Below are 23,100 nucleotides of genomic sequence, written 5' to 3' on the forward strand. Positions count from 1 at the left end.
ATTGTGATTTACAATTATTTTATTCCTTAAATCTATAGGGTATCAGTCATGACCCCAAAAGTAATTATTATTGGTGGTGGTATTGGTGGATTAACCTGTGCTATTGCCTGTGTGCAAGCTGGATTAGAGGTAGAACTCTATGAAAAACGGACATGGGAAGGCATGGTATCGGGGCCGGGAGGTATTTTTATCCAACGCAATGCCATGAGTGTCTATGAGAAATTGGGCTTGGCTAAAGCACTGTATGAAAAAGGGGGGAAAATTAAGAAAGGGGGCTTTAGCAATGCACAAGGAAAGCCTTTATATATTAACTCTCCTGAGTTTGTTAATTGCTCGGATTTAGGGGTTTGTCTGGGTCGTCCTGTCTTACAGAAACTGTTATATGATGCACTGCCGTCAGGTATTGTGCAAACCAACAAGAAGTTTGTGGAGGTTAAGGAAAAGGAGGAAAAAATCGAGGTTTGTTTTGAGGATGGGGATACAACCTGGGGTGATGTTTTGGTTGGTGCGGATGGACTCTATTCTCAAGTTCGAGTATCTTTGAATGCAGACAAGGTACTAGACCCCCCTGTGTATAGTGGGATGCGATGTTGGCGTGGATATTTTAACCCAGAAGGAATTAATTTTAATCCAGAGTATACTTGGATGGAATATTGGGGAAAAGGCGATCGCCTCGCTTATTTTACCATAGGCGACGGTCAACGCTCTTTTTATGCCTTTGATAATGTGCCTCTAGAGAGTCCTAGGAGTCAACCCGGAACCCGAAAGTCGCTCTTGCGCCAACTGTTTAAACACTACAGTTCACCAGTGCCTCAAATTATTGAAGCCCTTGAAGAAACCGATATTTATGAAGATAACATTTATGACCGTTTACCTCTAACCCCAGTTTGGGGCAAAAATCGAGTTACCTTAATCGGAGATGCTGCCCATCCTGTGCAACCGAGTATTGGTCAAGGGGGATGCATGGCCATTGAAGATGCCTATGAATTAGTGTACTCAATTAAAACTTGTGCAGATTTATCCCAACTTGCTCAAACTCTACGACAATTTGAGCAATACCGTACACCACGCATTACCCAAGTGTTTGAATCTTCGCGCCAAATCAGTTCTTTGGGTCAATTAGAAAATCCTCTGAGTTGTCAGGTGCGGAACTGGATTTACCGGTTAACACCGACTTGGTTAGGAGATTTACAGTTTAAGTGGTTGTTTGATTATCAACCTTCTGGGCAATATAGTGCTTCGCGCGGTAATGGGTAATTGGATAGTGGATGTGAAAAAAACTGAAATTATTGCTTTTGAAATGATGAGCAATGGTGGGAGTCGAAGAATCCGAGAATCGATGCGGTTACCGGGGTTAGCAATTGGACTGCTGGAAATGGGTTTGGAGCGCGATCGCACTTCCGATAATACCACGGTCGGCACTTGGTTTCTTGCCCAACTCCAGAACTCAAGCACAACTAATCCTTCTGGAGAGTAATATGACGCTCCGGGTCTAGGGTTAACCACTCATCTTGGCGCAGCTCTTTCATTAACCGAGTGACGGTTACCCGAGTTGTACCAATGGTTTTGGCTAAATTCTGATGGGTTAACTTCACCGGTAAGCGTATTCCTCGACCGTCTTCGGTGGATTGGCCCATTTCGTGAGCTAATAATAACAATAATTGTTCTAAGCGCTCTTTTACACGTCGATGACTGACTAAAGCCAGAATTGATTCAGTTTGCCGTAAACGACGACTCAATTGCTCCCATAAACTGCTGCATAAGATGGGAGATGTTTCAATTTCGGTCAGGGTAAAGCGCATTAACCCCACATTCGATAGAGCAATAGCTTGATAACTTTCAATCCGAGTTAAGGGTAAACCAAAGGGCATAGAAGGGACTGCGAAGCCTAATAAGGATTCTTCACCATTGGTCTGAATGGAACTTAAACTCACTACACCCCGACAGACCACCCAAATATCACTAGAATTGAGGGGAATCATTTGCCCACCAACAAAGTCTACTAAACTCCGACCTTGATAGAGGTCTTCAAGCAGTTCACGGAATTGGATTTGAGAATCACGGGTAGGCAGAAGTGAGGAAACCATACAAAAGTCCTAGTGTATGAGTTAATGTCGGTTCCCTTGCTAGTCTAGGACGTTACATTCATAAACAGGTAATCTTCAGGTTAAGCTTTGGTTGAGAGGGTGCTAAATGGGAATGGGGGGTTGGGAATGGGCCGTGGTTTTCCCCTTTCTAATCAACTCTTTCTTTGGATTACAATCGAACTATCTCACCTTGAAATCCTTTTTAGACAACAGCGACATATCTGAAACTATGGTCAAAACACTGCAAGGAGGAAAATATACCCTTGATGAAGAGCTGGGTCAAGGTGGGTTTGGATTAACGTTTAAGGCGACCCATCATTATCTGCATCAGATAGTGGTGATTAAAACTTTGAATGAGTCGATTCGGAAACAGCCTAATTTTCAGGAGTTTGAGCAGAAGTTTCAGGATGAGGCTCGCCGCTTGGCGTTGTGCGTGCATCCCCATATTGTGCGGGTGAGCGATTTCTTTACGGAAGATGGGATGCCCTATATGGTGATGGATTATATTCCAGGGCCAACGTTAGCTGAGTTGGTGTATCCCGATCGCCCCTTAAATGAGGATCTCGCGATTCATTATATCCATCAAATTGGAGCAGCGCTAGAGGTTGTCCATCAGAAGGGTGTGTTGCATCGAGATATTAAGCCCCAAAATATTCTGTTGCACGAAGGCACTCAGGACGTGGTGCTGATTGATTTTGGTATTGCCCGAGAATATGAGCAGAATTTAACCCAAACCCATACCAGTTTAGTTTCAGAAGGCTATGCTCCTATCGAGCAGTATATGCGATCGCAGCGTCGCAGTGCTGCCAGTGATGTTTATGGACTGGCGGCTACCCTGTATACGATACTGACGGCCAGAATACCCGTGGCTTCTATTTTACGCGATCGCCACCAAATGCCAAGCCCCAGAGACCTCCAACCCCATCTGAGTCCTGCGGTGAACCAAGCGGTGTTACGGGGCATGGCGCTGAATGCTGAAGACCGACCCCAAACTATTCGGGAATGGCTGGATTTATTGCCCCAAACATCACTTACGGCTATTCCGACTACTCCTCAAGCCACTACCCCCACCCCTTCATCCACCAGCCAAGCCGCCACTATTGCCCTGGTTCCGCCGTCTGTGCCTCGTCCGAGTACTACAGGTACATCGGGAACTGTGAAACCGAGTAGTACGACTGAACCTCGGCCATGGCTTTGGCTGCCGATAGTGATTTTAGTGGCGATCGCTGGTTTAATCGGAGGAGTAACCGCCACCCTACAACGGGCTAACCGTCCCTCTGAACCCATTGCGTCCCCCAGTCCCCAACCCTCTCCATCACCCACTCCAACGCCACAAGCTTCTCCATCACCCTCGCCCACTCCGACACCCAAACCTCCACCCTCGCCCACTCCGACACCAGCACCTTCACCCAAACCCCCACCTAAACCCACGCCCTCGCCCACACCAACACCCGCACCTGCCCCCGTACCTACCCCCGCACCCGTTCCAACTCCCACCCCCCAACCGACTAAACCCACTCCCCCTCCCGTGGCGAGAGGTTTTCCGCCTGGAACCTCAGAAGCACTCGTGCTAGCGGCTCTTGGAGAACCGAGCCAAACAACACCCGGACTCTGGGGAACCAAAGCCATCAGTTATGATTTAGGCAAGATTAAATTGGGATATTTACTCGATCCCAATACTGGCACAATTCGACAAACGGAAGTCTCTTTTGACCCAACCATCGATCGATTTATCAGTCGGGTGATGGTTAATGGTATGTTAGGCAGTAACGCTCCCCTAGCCGTGATCGATGAATTTGAGCGAGTACACCGAGGTCAAGCCAGATATTATGAATTTTCCCACCAGAACTGGAGGGGTGTAATTGAACGAGAAAGCAATGACCGTATTTATGTCGCCGTTTGGGACAAGCAGTTGAAATAATTAATGGGAATAGGGAATAGGTATTAATTCAACAGTCGCTCTAACTCCACGACATAGACCTCCCCTAATTCCTGTCCTTGAATGGGAATACTTTGATAGCGCAATTCTCCCCGTATTTTAACTGAATCACCGATCGCCACTGGCTGCGCTTCTGTTGTAGCAACCACCACTACAATCGCCGTATCATCTTCTAACTGATAGGCATAGCCATTGAGCAGGGGAATGAACTTAACCACCTGACCTTGAATCTCAACCGTCCCGGAAGCAGTGGGCACTAAGTTCTCAATGGGGGTAATCCCATCAGAGGGTAAACTAAAGGGCAATTCTAGACTACATCCCCATAAACTGGCGATCAACACTAGGCTAATCAATCTCCACCTCCTAACCCTTCGCTTGTGCATGAGAGTATTGTGGACTCTACTCAAAATTACGTTTTGATTCTAGCGAAAGTTGGCAGGAGGGAATGGGGAAACTCTCACCGTTGGCCATTATCCGTGCTTCGCGCTATAATTCTCTGTCCCTTTCTCAATTGATTTTTGGCATGGCAAACGATATCTCACAAATTCTCGATGGTAAAGCAACGGCTCGCACTATCAGAGCAAGGTTAAAAGCTGAAATTGAGTCCTTACAACCCCAAATGGGCCGTCCTCCAGGGTTAGCGGTACTCTTGGTGGGAGATGATCCGGCTAGTGCCATCTATGTAAAAAATAAACAAAAAGCGTGCGAGCGCATTGGCATTGAGTCTTTTGGTCGCCTGTTCCCCGCTTCCACCGAGCAAGCTGAACTTGAAGAAGTTATTGCAGCGCTTAACGAAGATGAGCGAGTGGATGGTATTTTAGTGCAACTCCCCCTACCCAAACATTTAGATGCGGTTGCCCTCTTGCATCGGATTGACCCTCAAAAAGATGTGGATGGACTTCATGCAACCAACTTGGGAAAATTGGTGCGCTCAGAAACGGGACTGCGCAGTTGCACCCCTGAAGGAGTCATGGCTCTGCTGAAAGAATATAACATTGAGATCTCTGGAAAAAATGCCGTTGTGGTCGGACGCAGTATTTTAGTCGGTAAACCGATGGCGTTAATGTTACTCGAAGCCAACGCTACCGTAACGATTGCCCATTCGCGATCGCAAAATTTATCTGAAATTACCCGCTCTGCTGATATCCTAGTTTCTGCGGTAGGCCGACCCCAGATGATTACCGCTGAATGGGTTAAACCTGGTGCGGTGGTCATTGATGTGGGAATTAATCGTATTCCTAGTAATGAGGGCAAAGGGAAATTAGTCGGAGATGTGGATTTTGAATCTGTCAAACCTATCTGTAGCGCCATTACCCCTGTTCCTGGTGGGATTGGGCCGATGACCGTGGCCCTATTATTGCAAAATACAGTATGGAGTTACCGTCAAAAGATCGCATAAATTTAAAGATCTAACCTTAACCCAAATCCCATTCAGAATGGTACGAACAAACGACATGCAATCTCCTCGATCAGCGATCGCCTTTGATTTAAACTCTTATTTAGGCGATCGCAAGCGCCAAGTAGAAGCTGCCTTAGATCAAGCGCTCCCCCTGCTCTATCCAGAAACCCTCTATGAGTCCATGCGCTACTCCCTCTTAGCTGGAGGTAAACGTCTACGTCCTGTTCTCTGTCTGGCGAGTTGTGAGCTATCTGGGGGCACCATAGACATGGCAATGCCGACTGCCTGCGCTTTAGAGATGCTGCATACCATGTCTTTGATCCATGATGATTTACCTGCCATGGACAATGATGATTATCGTCGGGGTAAGCCCACCAACCACAAAGTCTATGGGGAAGACATCGCTATTTTAGCCGGGGATGGACTGCTAACCTACGCCTTTGAACATATTGCCCGTCAGACTCAAGGAGTGGGGAGCGATCGCTTATTACAGGTCATTATCCAAGTTTCCACTGCCGTTGGTGCGGCGGGGTTAGTTGGGGGACAAGTGGTCGATCTCGAATCTGAAGGTAAATCGGATGTTGATATCTCCACTTTAAACTATATCCATACCCACAAAACCGGCGCATTACTCGAAGCTTCCGTCGTTTCTGGAGCCATGCTTGCGGGGGCATCCTCAGACTTATTAGAGCGTTTAAGTCAATATGCCAAAAATATTGGTCTCGCCTTTCAGATTGTCGATGATATCCTCGATATTACGGCGACTTCTGAAGAACTGGGAAAAACCAGTGGTAAAGATGCCCAAGCCCAAAAAGCTACCTACCCTAGTCTTTGGGGAATTGAGAAATCCAAACAAGAAAGTAAGTCCTTAATTGAACAAGCAAAAGCTCAGTTAGAGGGGTATGGAGAAGCGGCGAAACCCCTACTGGCGATCGCGGACTTTATTACTGCCCGAAGTTATTAGAGAAGAGGAATGCAGGTTGTGAATGAGATTCTGGGGAACCGGATATTAATCATCGCTTTGATTGCTTGTTTGAGTGCCCAGGCGCTTAAATTAGTCGTTGATTTGATTAAACATCAAAAGCTCAATATTCGAGCTTTAGTCACCACGGGAGGAATGCCCAGTTCCCATTCTGCCCTGGTATCTGCCTTAGCGACTGGCATTGGTATGACGACGGGATGGTCAAGTCCAGAATTTGCGATCGCCACCATTTTTGCCATCATTGTTATGTATGATGCCGCAGGGGTTCGCCAAGCCGCCGGTAAACAAGCTCGTATCCTTAATCAAATTATTGATGAGTTATTTCAGGAAAACCCAGAATTTAATGAAGACCGTCTCAAAGAACTACTCGGCCATACCCCATTTCAAGTGATTATGGGACTACTGTTAGGCGTAGTCATTGCCTGGTTAGCGTGTCGTTATACATTCTAATGGAGAATGGGGAATAGGTTATGGTAGCTAGGTTTCAGTATTGAACCGGAGTCCTAACCCACTCTTTCTCTGCTATATAAACCAATCGTAAAAAGCTCGTTGTTTCATATAGCGATCCTCTAGCAATACGAATAAACCGTTGGTTATCCTTAAAATGCCACCTTCTTCGACCCTCAGTGATATTAGCACAGATGCTATAGTTTTTCTCAAATAGATGAGATAAATCTTGAGCCTCCTCTCCCAGGGGAGAGGGGGTTGGGGGAGAGGGCTTATATAGTCCCTTGGAATAGAGAAAGGCTATACTAAGGTATTGAAGGAGAAAAAACGTCAGACCCGATCTGCATTTGAGCTGCTGATATCGAGATGAAATTACTATTGTTTAATCCAGAAGAGAAATCGACCAAAATGCCTAAAATTTGCCCCGTTGCTTGAATCCGAATTAAGGTATCATTAGGCATGTTGCCTGCTACATTTTGACTCGTATCAAACACTAGAGCAGAAAAGGTTAAACCATCTGTCAGGCCAATGAGATCTTCAGTACTATTCCAATCAGCAATCTGGTCAACTAGGATGGGATTGTCATTGGCTTCATCAGTACGGAAAATCAAAGTATCTGCACCTGCCCCACCATTGAGGATATCGATGCCAAGATCGCCAATGAGCAGATCTTGCCCTGCTCCCCCATTGAGGATATCGTTACCTTGTCCCCCTCGAAGGCTATCATTGTCCCCATCTCCATTGAGGATATCGTCACCGAGGTCGCCGCGTAAGAGGTCATCGCCGTCTTGAGCATTGAGAATATCACCATTTTGCCCGCCTATAAGGCGATCGTTTCCTCCACCTCCGTCTAAGATATCATTACCCTGATTGCCTAAAATAACTTCACTCAAGGATGAGCCAGTCACGATGTCATTACCATCGAGGGCCCAGAGTCCTCCTGGAAAGTTAATGAGAGAGCTGGCACCGGCTGTAGAATTGAGGACAATAATATCATCACTATTCGTTGCCAGCAGCCGAGAAATAGGAAAACTCGAGTCCGGAGTTAGAGTGCTATTATTGCTAGACATAGTTAGTTAGATTTTTAGTAGAGGACAAAGAAGTTGAAAAGGATGCAGGGCAAGGGTTAGATGGAAGTTAGTGTAGCCATACTACAATAGATAAAGCGCAATAACAACAGTGTGTAAATCAGCTCAAGGGGTGACAAGGGGGCTAAAGAGTAGACTGTATAAGGGATAGGGAATTTAAACCCTTCTGAAAAAACAAGCGTTTATGAGGTTTGGACTCCATTAGTTCTTGAGCCAAAGAAGACCAAGATTGAAAGGCGTGAACCCACAACAATCCATAGCAGCCCATATAAAAATGACTGTGACGTTTTACTTTACGTTCCTTTTCTGTGGGGCGGGCAAGATAAGAATTGATGGACATTTTTCCCCAAGCTATCCCTTGTAATGTGGCCCAAGTATAAGCCATTGCTATGACTAATATAGTAGCTAATAACCGTTGCTCATTTACCCTGGTCTCTTCTAGATTATAGCCCCCTGTTTTACAATCTTTGAACAGGGTTTCTATTCCCCATCGAGCCGAATAAAATGATAAAGCTAATTCCATATCATCTAAGCTCGTCAGGATAAACCAGGCTTCTTTTGGCCCCTTCCCTCTATACTTTCTTTTCCAATAAGCCGTTAGATTAAAGGGCCCTAGCTGATGAGATTTTCCACAATAGACTTCTCGGTAAAATCGGCTCATTCCTGGTCTAATTTCTAGGCTCTCTAGGGACTCATATAAAGATGAATTCTCCGCGATGCAGGTACTCTTTTTTTGACGCAGTACAAAGTCTACACCCCTTGAATATAGCCACTCACCCAACTTGACGCTCTGAAATTCACGGTCTCCTATTACTACTATTTTATACTCTTTCAGTAGCTCCAAGACGGGACTTAATACTCTTTCTTGTTCTTCGAGACTACTACTGCCTTTTTTCCTCAACATTTCCCAATATACCGGCAGGGCATGAGTCCCCCACACTAGACTTAACATCATCACATTTCTTTCTTTCCATTGAGTTCTATCTATCACCAATAGCAGATATTCTTGGTGAAATAATCCTTTCTTCTTTTTCTTCCCTTCCCTTTCTTCTTTTTCTTTTTTTAATAATTCTCTCACTATCGGAAACCAGACTTTCTTGGCATTTAGGCTTTTCAGACTCAGTAACCTTTGAATACTTCTAACTCGACTGGCTACTTTTATCGGTTGAGGAAATCTTTCTGCTAGTTTCGATAGGGCTACATTTCGACACCCTTGCACTACCAATACTAGCAGATTTAACGTTAAATATTGTGTCAGACTTAAATGGGCTTTGAGGATTTTCTGGTATAATTCAGGGAACATTTAGATTTTTGGTGGTCTCTACCAGACCACTTTACTCTTTTAGCGATCGCCAGCTCAACCCCCTTCACTCCCTACCCTTGAGCCGCCTTGTCACCCCTTGAGGTAAATCAGTTGTGAAGATCTGACTCAGAAATTTGACTGAAGGCTACAGAGATCGCATTATCTAATGCCTGATAAGTTCTAGCTCCGAGAGTACCTCATTTATTCGAGAAAGCCTATATCTGCGGCTTTAACCAATTGTTTCCCAACAGTATCTTTAGCAAAACTATCCCATGAAATCACCATTTGCCAAATCTCATTGGCTAACTCTTCCGCTAACCGATAAACTTCCAATTCTTCAAAATCTGGTCTTCCCATTACCTATTACCTATTACCTATTACCCATTACCCATTACCCACTACCTATTCCCCTCAGCAGGATTTAATTGGGCTTGGGGCACAGAGTCATTTCGATCCCCAATTTTTGCACCTTCCAAGAGTTCAATAAGCAATAAATCCATTTCCTCAAACGTATAATTTTTCTGGAGTTCTGCTTGTAATTTTAGGCGGAAATTTTCCCCCAAACGCTCTTTCAATTGCTGTTCCAGCATATCGGGCGCTTGGCTTTGTCCCTTCAGATAAGATTTACGAGGATTAAGGGTGAGCGCCTGAATAATTTGTTGTACCAGTTTTTCGGCAATTTGATCGGGAAAACGGCGTACACCAGGAACTTTTTGCAGTCGCTGATACCAACCTGACTTTTGCAGTGTTTTATCCACTTCGTAGCGTAAGAACGCTTCGAGATCGGGGGAAATTTCCGGCAGTACATTACAAGCCGTGACTTCCCACACTCGTCCCGTAATACTGCCAAAGCTACGTTGTTTTTGTTCTCCATTTTCTATGGTAACTTCAGCTTCAGGATTCGCATCACGAGGAGTTTTAGTAAAAGCTTTCTGAATTAAACCATCACTAATTCGACTTTGCAGTTGCCCAATTCCACGATTAACCACGACTTGAGCTAGTTCTTGACTAAAACTGGCAATAAAATTTAAGCCCAAATACTTTTGTACTGGTTCTAAATCAATTAAATCGGACTGGTTAAAGCGAATGACTAAGGGAATCACGCGCAAGCCAGGTATCCAAGGTTGCAGTAAGAGTAAATCATAAGAACGAGTACCGATCGCCAGTCCTAAACTGATCCCTTTCTCACGATAAAATCGACCCAAAACCTTGACGATAAAATCGACCCAGTAAATTAATAAAAATGGAAAATCAATCAGCAGAAAGCGATTGGCAAATTCTCCTGTACTATCTAAGTGTCTATAGTACATTGATTCCACTAAAAAGTAAAAATTATTCCGCAGAAAGTCTATCGATTCTCGCCAATTATCCTCCTGGAAATTCTCCCTAGACCAGAATTCATAAAATGCATCTTTAGCCGATAAATCTGCCCACAATAACTCAGGGGCAATGACCTGAATTAAATTTGGATTCCGGAAAAGATTCAGTCGAGATTGAATCATTTCTCGGTTGGCTTGATTATCGTCACTATAGATATAATTTTTCATCATTGTTTTCATTCGGTTAACTTTGCCTGATTTGTTAACTGAATTAATGGCATATTCTTCATCGATCATCCGATCGGTTAACTCTTTTAATCGCTCTAATTGTGGCTCAACCAGGGCAGAGTCTGGGCCTTCAAATTCTAAAATAGCTTTTAATTGAGCCACTTCTCGCACATAGTCTTGCGCCCCTCGATCGGGTTCAATGCCTTTAATAATGTCATAATCGAGAACTGGTTCATACAAGAGTAGAAAAGGACGAATTTCGATATTAAACTCACTCCAATGGCTTCCCCAACCACGACGGGCAATAAAGTCACGACTCCAATATTGGGCGATCGCCGCATTTAAATCCGTTAAGCCTGTACTCTCGATAATTCTTTCCTGAATTTGATGTAAATTACTATATCTACCCAGTAGTCGAAATGGGGGATTCTCCACGAATATATCCATGCTTCGGGCTTGCACTTGGGAGAGTAACGACTGAACCGCTAAAGATTCTAAACCTTCATTGGCGATCGCCTCATTTAATCGATCCACCAAGGCTACATACTCTTCTTGAGGGATATCCTTCCACTCAAAAACCTTCCAATTCAGCCATAAATGCTGATTGCGAGATCGAACATAGGTGGCATCAAACAACACTAAGCCTACATTGAGCAAAATAATTAAGGCGATCGCTCGTTCGTACCACAGACGTAAAGGACGTAAAGACCGGCGCATACTCATCTCAGCCTCCCTGTGGAGACTCCCAGCATACCCGAAGAGTTGGTGGCGAGAGGAAGCGGGGGCTTCTTTTTGGGGTTCGATGGCCCAAAAAGAGGCAATCTAAAAGCTGTAAGCATAACCATCTTTACCATGGATTAAAGTACAATATTTGTGCGAAATTCCCTGAACTAGTCCAGTTTTTGTTGAAATATTGAAACTCCCTGTGGAGCGCACAGCAACACGGCCGACATAAGTTCCAATCTTTTTTCCTTTGGTGACAACTACTTTTACAATGTCACCTGTTTGAAATCCTTTGACCAACTTTTGACGAGGCACATAACGAGTCGGGAATCCATATTTATCAGTTCTACACATTTGTCTCGTTCCGTGACCTTTGACCGCAATTAAAAGAGTTTTTTGGGCTTCAACAATTAATTGCTCCGGCGTAGACTTGCCTACACAAGCCGCGTCAAGTACGTGACTCTTGGACAGACCTAAACAAGTTCGATTGTATTTGGTCAAACCTCCCGTTCCAATTTCTACAGGCAATCGAGTCTTTTTTAGTTCTTCGTACAACGTCCATCGAGTTGAATTGACAGCCGTACTGTCAGCTAAGGATCGTTTAGCTTGCCCTAATATCCGATCGCTCTTTAATTGGCAACTATTAGTTTCTCCTCCTTCTACATCTTGTAAAATAATCGTAAAAGGAAAGCGTTTGAAAACCTTAGCACGTCCTGAACAAAGCAATTTTCTTGCTTGCCCTGGATGGGTGGGATTGAGTAGCTTTTTGTTCTTATCTAATACGAAAACTCGCATGAGTCAGGCTCCTATTACTAGGGTAAAGTTCGCTTCGCTAATGTTTTTAGAGTTTGTGACGCTGACAGCACTTCCTTAACCCAATTACAGATGTTTAACTGTCAACCACAGAGCTGCAAACTAGCGACGCATTCGTAGGTGTGATAGCTCTAAAAACGTAGTTCTTGTTTGAACTTAAGCTGGTCAACTATGGACTCTTTCAAGTCCCTGCTAATTGCTAAAGCAATATAGCGGTGGGTCGTTGACTCCAAGTTTCCTGATAGTGATAAGATTACCTTAACTGACCCTCATGAACTGGTGACTGGTAACTGGTAACTGGTAACTGGTAACTGGTAACTGGTAATGGTCTCCTATTCCTTTATCAACCTTGGATTCATGGTAGATTCTGCCCAAACAACCCCATCCGATTCTCTCAGTTGGCCCGATTTACTGCAACAATTGATGGACAAACAGTCCCTCTCTCGCTTTCAAGCCGTCAAACTCATGCAGGGGTGGCTTAATGAAGACATTCCCCCCGTCCTCTCTGGAGCCATTTTAACCGCCATTCAAGCTAAGGGAGTTGCGCCGACGGAATTAGCAGGTATGGCTCAAGTGCTGCAAGCTCAAGCAGCTAGTCCTTCGGAAGCACTCTTACCTACTGAACCCGTAATTGATACCTGTGGCACAGGTGGCGATGGTGCATCCACCTTCAATATCTCCACCGCAGTGGCGTTTGTTGCCGCAGCAGCCGGGATAAAAGTGGCAAAACACGGAAATCGGTCAGCGTCGAGTAAAGTCGGTTCTGCGGACGTTTTAGAGGCGCTGGGCGTGAACCTGAAAGCCCCCCCAGATACCATTTCTGCTGCCTTGGGTGAGGTGGGAATTACGTTCCTGTTTGCTCCCGGTTGGCATCCGGCAATGAAGGCTGTTGTCCCCATTCGCAAAACGCTGAAAATGCGGACGGTGTTTAATTTATTGGGGCCGTTGGTGAACCCTCTCAAACCCACAGGGCAAGTGCTGGGAGTTTATAATCCCAATTTGGTTCCCATTGTTGCTAACGCTATTCTGCAATTAGGAGGTGTACAGCGAGCCATTGTTTTACACGGAAAAGAAGGATTAGATGAAGCAGGGTTAGGAGATGATATTGTTTTCTCTTCAGTTCGTGAAGGTAATGTCAGCCATGGTGTTTTGCTGGATTATATGACAAGAAAGGGACGCTATCCATCTAAACTTAATTATGCAGAGAGATTGACTCAAGGGTTAGGACTCTCTCCTGCGCCTATCTCCGAACTACGGGGCGGTGAAATCGAAGAAAATACAGACATCTTGCGTAATGTTCTCCAAGGGAAAGGAACAACTGCACAGCGAGAAGTCGTTGCGCTCAATGCCTCGTTTGCCCTGCAAGTCGGTGAAGTGACTCCTTGGGGAGAGCATCGCCAAGGAATTGAGAAAGCCTTGGACATTCTCAAGAGTGGTGCTGCCTGGGATAAAGTGCAGGATTTGGTGACTTTTCTCAAGGAAGCTTAAGAGAGGATAGAGGATAGGGAGATTAGGAAGATAATTCTTGAAATTTTAGGAATTTACTTGAGTTTTTAAATCCCTAGAATTAACGCTCCTCTATTATTCATTGGAGCTACGATCTGATCCCAGAAACACTCATTTAGTTCGCTCGGGACTCTTCTTCAGTTGAATGTAAATTTTATGTCAAGATTTAACACTTCTTTACCTCCTCTTTTTTGCCTCTTTCTCTACCCATTATATCTTCGTTTTATTTTATGAAGTGCAGCTTCATAAAGAAATGGTAAGAGGCGGGTTTGAAACTTGCCTCTACAATAGACCAATCATGATTGTCTCAATCTTAATTAAATCGACTAACTATAGCCTTCGTACTGCATTATTTCCTGTGGTGGAGCACTGCGATGGAGATTGGTAGAGGCTGGCATATTTTTGCTCCTGCATGGGTGAAACAGCTTAAAATAGAGGAGACTGATGGTAGAGGTAGAGCAAATGTATGAATTAGAATGGACGGCTGAGGCTGAGGTTAAACTGAAAAATATTCCTTATTTTGTGCGATCGCAAGCCAGAGGCCGCATTGAACAACTTGCCCGCGAGTCTGACTCGGAGATCGTTACTGCTGATTTAGTCGAACAAGCTCGCCTTGAATTTGGTCAATAGTTTTGGCTCCTTTTCCCTTCTCCCCAAATGGCTAAGGCAACACCAAATAGCAAAATTACGGCTCCCCCAAACACCAATGGGGTGGGTACTTCGGCAAAGATTAAATAACCGAGCGAAGTTGCCCCTATGGGTTCACAGAGAATAGCCAGAGCAACGGTGGTTGGTGAAATCCAACGCACAGACCAATTCAAGGAGGTATGACCCATGAGTTGGGGAAGGATAGCCATCAGAGCAATATAGAGATACACATCAACGGGATAACCGGCATAAGGAGTGCCCAAAAACAAGGGGAGCGGGAGTAAACACAGGGCCGCTAGGGTATAAACAGTAGCGATATAATGACCCAAACCTAATCCTTCCTGTTGGGCTTGTTGTCCGAGAATCAGATAAAAACTGGCTGACCAAGCGCCCATTAAGGCCAAGGCATTACCCAGAAGAGACAGGGAGCCAGTTGGGGTAGTGCTTTCTCCTCCAAACGCAATCAGAATTCCCCCAGTTAAGGCAATGAGAATGCCCATAACTGTGAGTTGAGTGGGTCGTTTGCCTTGCCAAACCCAGAGAATTAAGGCGACCCAGATGGGGTTGGTGGTAACTAAGGTGGTAGAAGCTGCAATTGAGGTATAGGATAAAGACGCGATCCATAGGGAAAAATGGATGGCCAAACAAAGTCCAGCGGCGATCGCCCATTGCCAAGCTTGTCGTGAAGCTTTATTGTGCTGAATGCCTTTCCACAGGGGAAGACAAAGAACTGAAGCTATTGCCAAACGTAAAGCAGCCAGCACCAAACTAAATCCAGCTCCTGCCATTCCCGCAGACTCAAGACACAAGCGGATAAAGACAGCCGAAGTGGCGATCGTTAAAACGCCAAACCCCAAAACCAATCCCAACCACCACTTCGCCGGTTTATTCATGATTCAGTTACGGGGGAAATGGGGTTGATATGTTTTTCGATTAACTTTAGCAGTTGCTCCGGTTTAGCAGGTTTTGTCAAAAAATCCGTTGCCCCTGCCAACTTCGCCTTAGTGCGATCGATGATGTGATCCCGACTGGTCAGAATAATAATGGGAGTATCACTAAACAAAGACGTTTGCCGCAAAAAACTGCACAAATTATAGCCGGTTACCGTGGGCATCACTACATCTAATAAAATCAGATCTGGCTTGTGTTTGGCCAATTGGGCAATGCCAGAAATGGGGTCATGGATTTTGAGTAATTGATACCCAGCAGGAATCAAAATATGGCCTAAAGCATGGCCAACTAAGGGACTATCATCAATACAGGCAACTAGGGGGCCAGAAATGGAGGTATCGGATTCCCCATTGAGGGTTTGATCCATCCTAGGGGTTGTCCAAGAAACCGGTGGATTCAGATCGGGCAAGGATTGAAACTCAATAATTCCCTGTTTCCAAAAATGGCGGATACTGCGAGATAAGGTATAGAGGGATTGCTTCATTTCCAAGGCAATATCCCAAATGGGATTTTCCCCATTGAATAGCTCAATTAACTTGGTTGAGGTTTGAGCATTCACTCGTTTAGGAAGTTCCCGTTTTAACATGGGAGCTAAATCGGGAGACAGAGACGTTAATTCCATGGTCTGCCATTGCTTCGATAAGCTTTGAGTTCTTTCAATTAAGGGTGGAATTTTTAAGGCTAGGGACGATCGCGGAGTAGTCGCTGTATTGCCCGATAACCGTTGGCTGGGTTTCCAACGACTGGAAACGTCATTAGAGGGTTGGTTGAGCAGGGTAAATAAAATTTCAATGGCACTATAGGCAATCACAGATTGAGCTTGATTGAGGTTGATTTGGTGTTGCTGTAGAGCATAGCGGAGGAGATAATATTCCCACATTCCTGTGGGCTTTTTGAGTTCGATCTCGCTCCAATCAACGGAAAACAGCTTAATATAGCGATACCATCGGCGGCTGCGATGCATTCCCCCGGTAGCATAGAGTAGATGACCTAGATAAAAAAATAAGTGCCAAGTTTGATCTTGAGCGGTAACAATTAACTCACCAGTGGCTTGTTGGTGGTAGATTTGCCGGAGATAACGCTCCATGAGAGGGCACCCATTGAGATCCGAACTGAGCAGATTGGAGGAGAAAGACATCCAAGAGCAACTCAATCCTAGAAGAAATAAATTTGTTTTTATTCTAGATGGGTTCACAAATGCTCGTAAAGAGCAATAGAGATCTCAACTGGAAGTTGGGCAAACCCTCAATCTTAGTTAAAATTGTAAAGAGTGGTCTGTGAGTTATGTTGTCTGAGGCTTGTGTTGTGCCAAAACCGATTTATTATGCTTTGTTGGTGTGCTTGTGGAGTGGGTGGGGTAGTCTGCAACCAGCCTGGGGTCAGGCGATCGTTCCCCATACTTTACAGTTAGAGCGGGAAGAGTTGGAGGAAGAGGGAATTAAGTTAGCTCGACAAGCGGAACAACTGGCCCAGTTCCAACAATATGAACCTGCTCTTCCTCGCGCTCAGTTGGCAGTTCAGCTTTTACCGGATGATATCCGGGCTTGGTTTTTGCTCGGTCGTTTGTATTTGCAAACGGATGATGTAGGGCGGGGAATTGAGACGTTAGAGAAGGCCCGATCGCTCGAACCGAAGAATGAGTTAGTTTTGTTTACGTTAGGTTCGGCCCATTTCCAAAATGAGGACTACCAAAGGGCGGCTGATTATCTAAAAGAAGGATTGAGGATTAAACCCGATCAACTGGCGGCCCTGTTTGATTTGGGGAATGCTTACTATAAGCTCAATCGCTGGAGTGATGCGATCGCCGAATATGAAAAGGCAATTCGCCAAGATGAGGAGTTTTGGCCAGGGATTAACAATATTGGCTTGATTGAGTATGAACAGGGTCAGGTCGATCGGGCGATCGCCTCTTGGCGTAAAGCGGTGAGCATTGAACCCGATGCGGCTGAACCCCAGTTGGCTTTGGCCGTTGCTTTGTATATAAACGGCGATCGCGAACAAGGCCTGAGAATGGGAGCCGCCGCTCTCGAACTTGACCCAGCTTATGCGGATCTGGAGTTTCTGAAAGCTAATCTTTGGGGCGATCGTCTCTTAGCCGATACGAAAACCTTTTTGGAAACTCCGAGAATACAGGAAACTCTTGCACAACTCTCTGAGGCAGAATTTCACCAGCAACGTTGATAACAATTATTAATTGTTAATTATCGCCAGCAGTGCAAAATGCTGGGACGCGCAGCCGACTGGGGAAAGATGCTTTTCCAGTCGGCTTGTCGATTTTGGGGAGACTCCTGACTCAAATTCCAGAGCGTTTCATAGAAAAAGAAAGAGACCCCAGCAAATTTTCCGTTTCTGACTTCAGCCACCTGTTCTTGAACTTGGCTCATGGGAACTGAGCGATTTTTCAGCCCCGTTAGCACCCCAATTCCTACGGGAATATGATCTAAGGCAACTTGTACTTCTGGTCGCTTCAGCTCGGCTTGAAACCGCTCTAGGTCATCTCGATAGATTTGAATCAACAATTCTTCGACAAACCCTTGTCGCTCCCAGCTAAACCAATCTTGAAGATAGCGACTATAGGCAAAATGCTGGGGATTGGGAGAGAGGGAAACAATGGCATCGGGGCGTTTACTTTTAACAGCCGCAAAAATCCGCGCCATTACTGTGGTGATGCGATCGGCTCTCCAGCGTATCCAGGCTTCATCTTCTGGATTCTCTGGTGGCAGTTGGCCGTTATGTTCTGATTGATAAACTTGCCGAGTATAGGCATCATAGCCCAACTCTACGGGCAAACCAAAATGATCGTCTAACTGAATGCCATCAATATCGTAGTGTGTCACCAATTCAGTCACTAAATCGACTATCAATTGCTGGACTTGGGGATGAACGGGATTTAACCATACCCGTGGATGAATTCCTTGCATCACGACTTGGGAACCATCTGCACGGTTGGTAATCCAATCGGGGTGACGCTTGACTAACTCAGATTCGGCTGGAGCCATAAAGCCGAATTCCAACCACGGTAGTACACTCATGCCCCGTTGATGGCTCTGCTCGATGACTTCGGCGAGCATATCCCTCTTCTGTAAACCGGGGATTTTGAGTACTGAACGGCCGGTTACCTCCTTTCCGACTGCACTGGGATAGAGGGTATACCCATCATTCCAAACTGTCGGATAAACCGTATTAAAATGGAGCCGATCGAGTTTTTCTAGAGCATCCGTGAGGCGATCGCTCGAAAACAGGACATCACTATCGACATTGGTTAACCATACCCCACGCAATTCTGTTGCAGGTATAGGGGGAGTCTGCCCAGTCACTGGAAACACGCCCCAAAAGCAGACTAAAGTCCAACCAATTAGCCAACTCAGGATGATTTTAGTCTTTCTTTGATTGAGCCAAGAGAACACTCAAACTTCCTCCCAAAGCCATGAATACCAGGGTCTCAATCCTCGGGTAGTAAGGATTTAATTTTATCGACAAACTCCTGATGATCGATCACAGGTTTGGAGATATAGGCATCTGCTCCACTTTGCTGGAGGAAGTTCTCGCGATCGCCCTGCATCGCATGGGCCGTAACGAGGATAATCGGAATTGCTGATGTATTCGTGTCTGCTTTAATCATTTGGGTAATCTTAATGCCATCCACTGATTTACCCTGATACACGCTATTGGATAAGGACACATCCATCAGAATAATATCTGCTGCTTTTTGGCTGACAATCTCCATCACCTCATCGACATTTTCGGTATGCTTAACATTTAGTCCACCACGTTTGGTGAGGATTTTAGAGAAAACCCGTGCATTAATGGGATCATCTTCTACGATTAGAACAGTTTTCATAATAGGTTCTCTTAGTTTTCAACTCCAGGATAGATAAAGGCTCAGATTCCCAGTTGCCATATGCTTGGCTAGATACTACTGTCTAGATACACCTGTATGAGTGTATGAGACAAGCCCTACTCTTGCATAGATAGAGAGGAATGAGGAATAGATTGAGCTACCCATCTCCCCCTAATTGCTGTGTTCTACTTTTACCGAGCTGATGCCAATGATGCTCACCTGCACTATCTCATCTAGATTCATTCTGCCTCACATCCGTTACTTTTGGTATTTAGGTTTTCTCTCTTATTTTACAAGAGAAAGACGACAAACCTGAATTGATGGGGCGATCGCTTGCCATTTTTTGCCCATCTATCCTCCGTCAGGTGTACCCTAGAAACCTACAGTTATAGAGCATTCTTACCCCTGAGTTAACCCTTACCTTCATTCAACCCATGGCTAAACAACTGCGACTTTTCCAGAGCGAACAAATTATTCCGACTGCCTTACATACCGAGATGGAGAGGTCTTATCTTGAATATGCCATGAGTGTCATTGTTGGCCGTGCCCTCCCAGATGTCCGAGATGGCTTAAAACCAGTTCATCGGCGTATTTTATACGCTATGCATGAATTGGGATTAACCCCGGATCGCCCCTATCGTAAATGCGCGCGGGTGGTGGGAGATGTATTGGGTAAATATCATCCCCATGGAGATCAGGCGGTCTATGATGCTCTGGTGCGGATGGTACAAGATTTTTCCTGTCGCTATCCGTTATTGGCAGGTCATGGGAATTTTGGCTCGGTGGATAACGATCCGCCCGCAGCTATGCGCTATACGGAAACGCGCCTCTCTGCGATTAGTCATGAAAGTCTATTAGCAGAAATTAGTGAGTCTACGGTGGATTTTATTCCTAATTTCGATAACTCTCAAGCAGAACCGGTCGTGCTACCGGCGCAATTGCCGATTTTACTGCTCAATGGCTGTTCGGGTATTGCGGTAGGGATGGCGACAAATATTCCTCCCCATAATTTGGGCGAAATAGTCGATGGGTTGATTGCTTTAATTGATCATCCAGAACTGTCGGATGAGAAGTTAATGCAGAAGATTCCTGCACCTGATTTTCCTACGGGTGGGGTAATTGTGGATCGAGAGGGAATTGAGAGTGCTTATCGGATGGGAAAAGGTAGTATTCCCATGCGCGGGGTGGCAACGATTGAGAAAATTCAACCCGGGAAACGTAAGCGTATCCGCGATTGCATTATCGTGACGGAGTTACCTTATCAGGTGAATAAGGCGGGATGGATTGAGAAAGTGGCCGATCTGGTCAATCATGGGAAGTTAGAGGGCATTTCGGATATTCGAGATGAGAGCGATCGCACCGGAATGCGGGTAGTATTGGAGTTGAAAACGGATGCCCAACCCAGTAAAGTCTTAGCTCATCTCTATCATCAAACCCCTTTACAAACTAATTTTGGGGCTATTTTCTTGGCTCTGGTGGATGGGACTCCCCAGCAGTTGAGTTTGCGTGAAGTGCTGCAAGAATTCCTGAGTTTTCGGGAACAAACTTTAACTCGGCAATATACCCATGAGTTGGAACAAACGCGCAAACGCTGCCATATTCTGGAAGGATTGTTATTAGCTTTAGCGAATTTAGATCGGGCGATCTCTATTCTCAGAAATGCCGCCGATGGTACAACAGCTAAAGCCCAACTTCAAGAACAGTTAGACCTACAACCCACCCAAGCGGATGCTCTGTTAGCGATGCCGATGCGTCGGTTGACGGGGTTAGAGCAGCAAAACTTACAAACTGAGTTCGACCAACTGACTCAACGAATTCAAGAATTGGAGCAGTTGCTCAATCAGCGATCGGAATTGCTGAAGTCGTTGAAAAAAGAACTGCGGAGCCTCAAACGTCGCTATGATAATCCCCGACGTACGCGCATTCAAATCGCCAATGAGACTGCCTCTGAACCTAAGCAGCGTGGGAGTTCGAGAAGTCAGTCTGGGGAATCTGGAGGATCGTCGAGGCGTTCAAAAAGTGCCCAGAAGGCTAAATCTTCTGTTATCGAGCAACAGGCGATCGAGGAATTATCGTTATCTCTGGAAACCAGTTATCTAGAGATTAGCTATGGGGGATATATTCGCCGAGTCCCTGAGCTCAGTCCAGATGGGGGTGAGGGGATGAGTTCAACCTTAAGTTCCTATCAAGCAAGAGCGGATGCCGATTTATTACTGTTAACGGTTGACGGCAAAGGCTATGGGGTGAAGGTGGGTCAGGTTCCGACCAGTAGTAAGTCCCAAGGTATTCCCCTCAATAGTTTAGTGCCCCATAGTGGCACGGGACAACCACCGGATGTGGTGGCTCAGTTTGTGTTAACGGAGTATGGGGACAATCTCGATTTAGTATTAGTAACTGAGGAAGGACGGATTAAACGTTTGCCTTTGGCGGAATTTGCCAATCTGCGAGCCAGTGGGTTAACGGCGCTGAAGTTGAAGGAGGGCGATCGCCTAAACTATGTATATTTATCGCAGCCGGGGTCACAATTATTGTTGGGAACATCGGGAGGACGGATCTTACGCCTGGATATGAATTCGGAACAAGTACCCGTTTTAGGACGCACTGCTCAAGGATATCAAGCTTTGAGATTACGAAAACAGGAGCAGTTAGTCGGTTGTGTGGTAGCGCGTCCCCAGGATCGGGTGCTGTTGATGTCCGAGATGGGATTTGGAAAACGGGTTCCGGTGGAGGTCATTCGCCAAGGAAATCGCGGGGATATTGGCACTCAGGCTCTACAATTTACCCAGCATAGCGATAATGCTATGGATCGCTCGCGCGATCGCATGGTAGGCATGGTGTTAGCGCCTGCGGGTGGAAAAGTACAAGTCGTCAGTAGCAGTCAACGGTTTTGGCGGTTAGAGGTGGATAAGGTGCAAGAGATGGGTAAGGATGGAACTGGCGATCGGTTGTTGAAGCTTCAGTCCCAGGAAAGGCTCAAGACTGTTCACCTCTTGCAACGTTTTTTACCAGATGATAAAAGTCAATAAGTGGGAGGGAAGATAGACGCGATAATAGTGGCTAATCTCTGAGGTGTCCATCCGACGAGATCTGAGACTTGTCCATCACCTAGTTCTACCACGCGATCGCGTCCATCTCTGTGTTGAACGACATCAATAGTGAAGAAGGGGCTATTAATGCGATCGGCAACTTGGTTAACTATCTTGGGGATAGGATGTTCAGGTTCATGAGCATAAGGTCTGCCTTGAACCACAAAATATCGGGTTTCTGAATGAGGGACAAAGTCTTCGACTTCTCGTACACAGAAACCGCCTTCGATACCTTGTCTAAACTTAATCATATCCGCAACAAGCTGCGGGAGATCATCGGTAGACTGGAGTAAAGACCCTGATGCTGTTTTGAGCGACTTCACATAATCTTTAATAAAGTAAGACGGCCAATTTAAGGCATCGAGTTCAGTTTTCAAATCAACATCAGGAGGAAAAAAGACAGTTTTTGGGGTAAATTCTGAAATCAGAGGATACCAATTGGGCAAATGGTGACACCGAAGATAGGTTTCAGGATTAGTCAACAGTGTTGCCCCATGAAAAGAGATCCCATTATACAGAGTCGTATACTCATCATGGGTCATCATCCACCCCCGATAAAGAATAATTTCGTTTTCAGAGATGGCAGGAAAGACCTGATACTTTTCTTGATGAAGGGATTCTAAAGAAACAAAGGAAATTTGGTATTCCATCTCTTGAAATATTGCTATGCTATCGATAAAAGCACTATCAGGTTTCTTGGATTTGATCGCATCACTAGGAAATAGAAATCGCATGATATA

20 protein-coding genes and 4 pseudogenes are annotated in these 23,100 nt (G+C 45.4%); 10 read left to right on the forward strand and 14 right to left on the reverse strand.

Features of this window, described 5'->3' with window-relative positions; genetic code table 11:
* The first annotated feature begins 48 nt into the window (after positions 1-48).
* Positions 49-1,257 (forward strand): FAD-dependent monooxygenase, encoded by a 1,209-nt coding sequence (locus PN466_RS15570; protein ID WP_271940673.1) that lies wholly within the window; start codon positions 49-51, stop codon positions 1,255-1,257.
* A 13-nt stretch (positions 1,258-1,270) separates the two neighbouring features.
* Positions 1,271-1,477, forward strand: a complete 207-nt coding sequence (locus tag PN466_RS15575; RefSeq protein WP_271940675.1) for a hypothetical protein — start codon at positions 1,271-1,273, stop codon at positions 1,475-1,477.
* On the opposite strand, the gene PN466_RS15580 is transcribed toward PN466_RS15575, so the two are convergent.
* Positions 1,458-2,087, reverse strand: a complete 630-nt coding sequence (locus tag PN466_RS15580) for a Crp/Fnr family transcriptional regulator (RefSeq protein ID WP_271940678.1) — start codon at positions 2,085-2,087, stop codon at positions 1,458-1,460. The genes PN466_RS15575 and PN466_RS15580 overlap by 20 nt on opposite strands.
* A 229-nt stretch (positions 2,088-2,316) precedes the next feature.
* On the opposite strand from PN466_RS15580, the gene PN466_RS15585 reads away from it, so the two are divergent.
* Positions 2,317-4,008 (forward strand): serine/threonine protein kinase, encoded by a 1,692-nt coding sequence (locus tag PN466_RS15585; protein ID WP_271940681.1) that lies wholly within the window; start codon positions 2,317-2,319, stop codon positions 4,006-4,008.
* A 23-nt stretch (positions 4,009-4,031) separates the two neighbouring features.
* Here the strand turns inward: PN466_RS15585 and PN466_RS15590 are convergent, their stop codons facing one another.
* Positions 4,032-4,379 carry a hypothetical protein gene (locus PN466_RS15590; protein ID WP_271940683.1) on the reverse strand — a complete coding sequence of 116 codons (348 nt, stop codon included), beginning with the start codon at positions 4,377-4,379 and terminating at the stop codon, positions 4,032-4,034.
* Between the two features lie 170 nt (positions 4,380-4,549).
* On the opposite strand from PN466_RS15590, the gene folD reads away from it, so the two are divergent.
* From folD to PN466_RS15605, 3 genes are read left to right on the forward strand one after another with little or no spacing between them, the layout of a single operon-like run.
* Positions 4,550-5,425: a bifunctional methylenetetrahydrofolate dehydrogenase/methenyltetrahydrofolate cyclohydrolase FolD gene (gene folD / locus PN466_RS15595; protein WP_271940887.1), complete on the forward strand. Its 876-nt coding sequence runs from the start codon at positions 4,550-4,552 to the stop codon at positions 5,423-5,425.
* 37 nt (positions 5,426-5,462) lie between these two features.
* Positions 5,463-6,389, forward strand: a complete 927-nt coding sequence (gene crtE / locus PN466_RS15600; RefSeq protein ID WP_390890011.1) for a geranylgeranyl diphosphate synthase CrtE — start codon at positions 5,463-5,465, stop codon at positions 6,387-6,389.
* Between the two features lie 9 nt (positions 6,390-6,398).
* Entirely contained in the window at positions 6,399-6,857 is a 459-nt protein-coding gene (locus PN466_RS15605; protein ID WP_271940687.1) for a divergent PAP2 family protein, read from the forward strand.
* A 76-nt stretch (positions 6,858-6,933) separates the two neighbouring features.
* Here PN466_RS15605 and PN466_RS26380 read toward each other — a convergent pair.
* The 7 genes and pseudogenes from PN466_RS26380 to PN466_RS26385 form a co-directional block, all read right to left on the reverse strand.
* A pseudogene (locus tag PN466_RS26380) lies at positions 6,934-7,053 on the reverse strand (four helix bundle protein); the annotation flags it as partial.
* Positions 7,054-7,159: 106 nt separating this feature from the next.
* A complete protein-coding gene (locus PN466_RS15615) occupies positions 7,160-7,924 on the reverse strand; it encodes a calcium-binding protein (protein ID WP_271940690.1) in 765 nt (254 codons plus the stop codon).
* A 142-nt stretch (positions 7,925-8,066) separates the two neighbouring features.
* Positions 8,067-9,245, reverse strand: coding sequence for an IS4 family transposase (locus PN466_RS15620; protein ID WP_271940692.1), 1,179 nt, complete (start codon positions 9,243-9,245; stop codon positions 8,067-8,069).
* A gap of 219 nt (positions 9,246-9,464) precedes the next feature.
* Positions 9,465-9,602, reverse strand: a pseudogene (locus tag PN466_RS15625) (four helix bundle protein); the annotation flags it as partial.
* A gap of 41 nt (positions 9,603-9,643) precedes the next feature.
* A complete protein-coding gene (locus tag PN466_RS15630) occupies positions 9,644-11,515 on the reverse strand; it encodes a hypothetical protein (protein WP_271940694.1) in 1,872 nt (623 codons plus the stop codon).
* A gap of 99 nt (positions 11,516-11,614) precedes the next feature.
* A pseudogene (locus PN466_RS15635) lies at positions 11,615-12,136 on the reverse strand (RNA-guided endonuclease IscB); the annotation flags it as partial.
* A 9-nt stretch (positions 12,137-12,145) separates the two neighbouring features.
* Positions 12,146-12,310 (reverse strand): annotated as a pseudogene (locus PN466_RS26385) (RRXRR domain-containing protein); the annotation flags it as partial.
* Between the two features lie 375 nt (positions 12,311-12,685).
* Here PN466_RS26385 and trpD point away from each other — a divergent pair.
* Both trpD and PN466_RS15645 read left to right on the forward strand, forming a co-directional pair.
* Positions 12,686-13,816: an anthranilate phosphoribosyltransferase gene (gene trpD, locus PN466_RS15640; RefSeq protein ID WP_271940700.1), complete on the forward strand. Its 1,131-nt coding sequence runs from the start codon at positions 12,686-12,688 to the stop codon at positions 13,814-13,816.
* A gap of 462 nt (positions 13,817-14,278) precedes the next feature.
* A complete protein-coding gene (locus PN466_RS15645; protein ID WP_271940702.1) occupies positions 14,279-14,464 on the forward strand; it encodes a PCP reductase family protein in 186 nt (61 codons plus the stop codon).
* Here the strand turns inward: PN466_RS15645 and PN466_RS15650 are convergent.
* Both PN466_RS15650 and PN466_RS15655 read right to left on the reverse strand, forming a co-directional pair.
* Positions 14,458-15,375: a DMT family transporter gene (locus PN466_RS15650; RefSeq protein WP_271940705.1), complete on the reverse strand. Its 918-nt coding sequence runs from the start codon at positions 15,373-15,375 to the stop codon at positions 14,458-14,460. The genes PN466_RS15645 and PN466_RS15650 overlap by 7 nt on opposite strands.
* A complete protein-coding gene (locus PN466_RS15655) occupies positions 15,372-16,571 on the reverse strand; it encodes a response regulator (RefSeq protein WP_390890012.1) in 1,200 nt (399 codons plus the stop codon). Before PN466_RS15655 ends, PN466_RS15650 begins: the two co-directional genes overlap by 4 nt.
* Positions 16,572-16,738: 167 nt before the next feature.
* Here PN466_RS15655 and PN466_RS15660 point away from each other — a divergent pair, with 167 nt between their 5' ends.
* Positions 16,739-17,614: a tetratricopeptide repeat protein gene (locus PN466_RS15660; protein WP_271940710.1), complete on the forward strand. Its 876-nt coding sequence runs from the start codon at positions 16,739-16,741 to the stop codon at positions 17,612-17,614.
* Between the two features lie 20 nt (positions 17,615-17,634).
* Here PN466_RS15660 and PN466_RS15665 read toward each other — a convergent pair whose 3' ends face one another.
* Complete coding sequence (locus tag PN466_RS15665) at positions 17,635-18,840, reverse strand: glycoside hydrolase family 10 protein (RefSeq protein WP_271940713.1); 1,206 nt, start codon at positions 18,838-18,840, stop codon at positions 17,635-17,637.
* Positions 18,841-18,875: 35 nt separating this feature from the next.
* Complete coding sequence (locus PN466_RS15670) at positions 18,876-19,274, reverse strand: response regulator (protein ID WP_271940715.1); 399 nt, start codon at positions 19,272-19,274, stop codon at positions 18,876-18,878.
* Between the two features lie 434 nt (positions 19,275-19,708).
* On the opposite strand from PN466_RS15670, the gene PN466_RS15675 reads away from it, so the two are divergent.
* Positions 19,709-22,300, forward strand: coding sequence for a DNA gyrase/topoisomerase IV subunit A (locus tag PN466_RS15675; protein WP_271940719.1), 2,592 nt, complete (start codon positions 19,709-19,711; stop codon positions 22,298-22,300).
* On the opposite strand, the gene PN466_RS15680 is transcribed toward PN466_RS15675, so the two are convergent.
* A complete protein-coding gene (locus PN466_RS15680; protein ID WP_271940722.1) occupies positions 22,294-23,094 on the reverse strand; it encodes an ATP-grasp domain-containing protein in 801 nt (266 codons plus the stop codon). The genes PN466_RS15675 and PN466_RS15680 overlap by 7 nt on opposite strands.
* Positions 23,095-23,100: the final 6 nt, after the last annotated feature.

Origin of the sequence: Roseofilum reptotaenium CS-1145, assembly GCF_028330985.1 — a bacterium.
Lineage (GTDB): Bacteria > Cyanobacteriota > Cyanobacteriia > Cyanobacteriales > Desertifilaceae > Roseofilum > Roseofilum reptotaenium.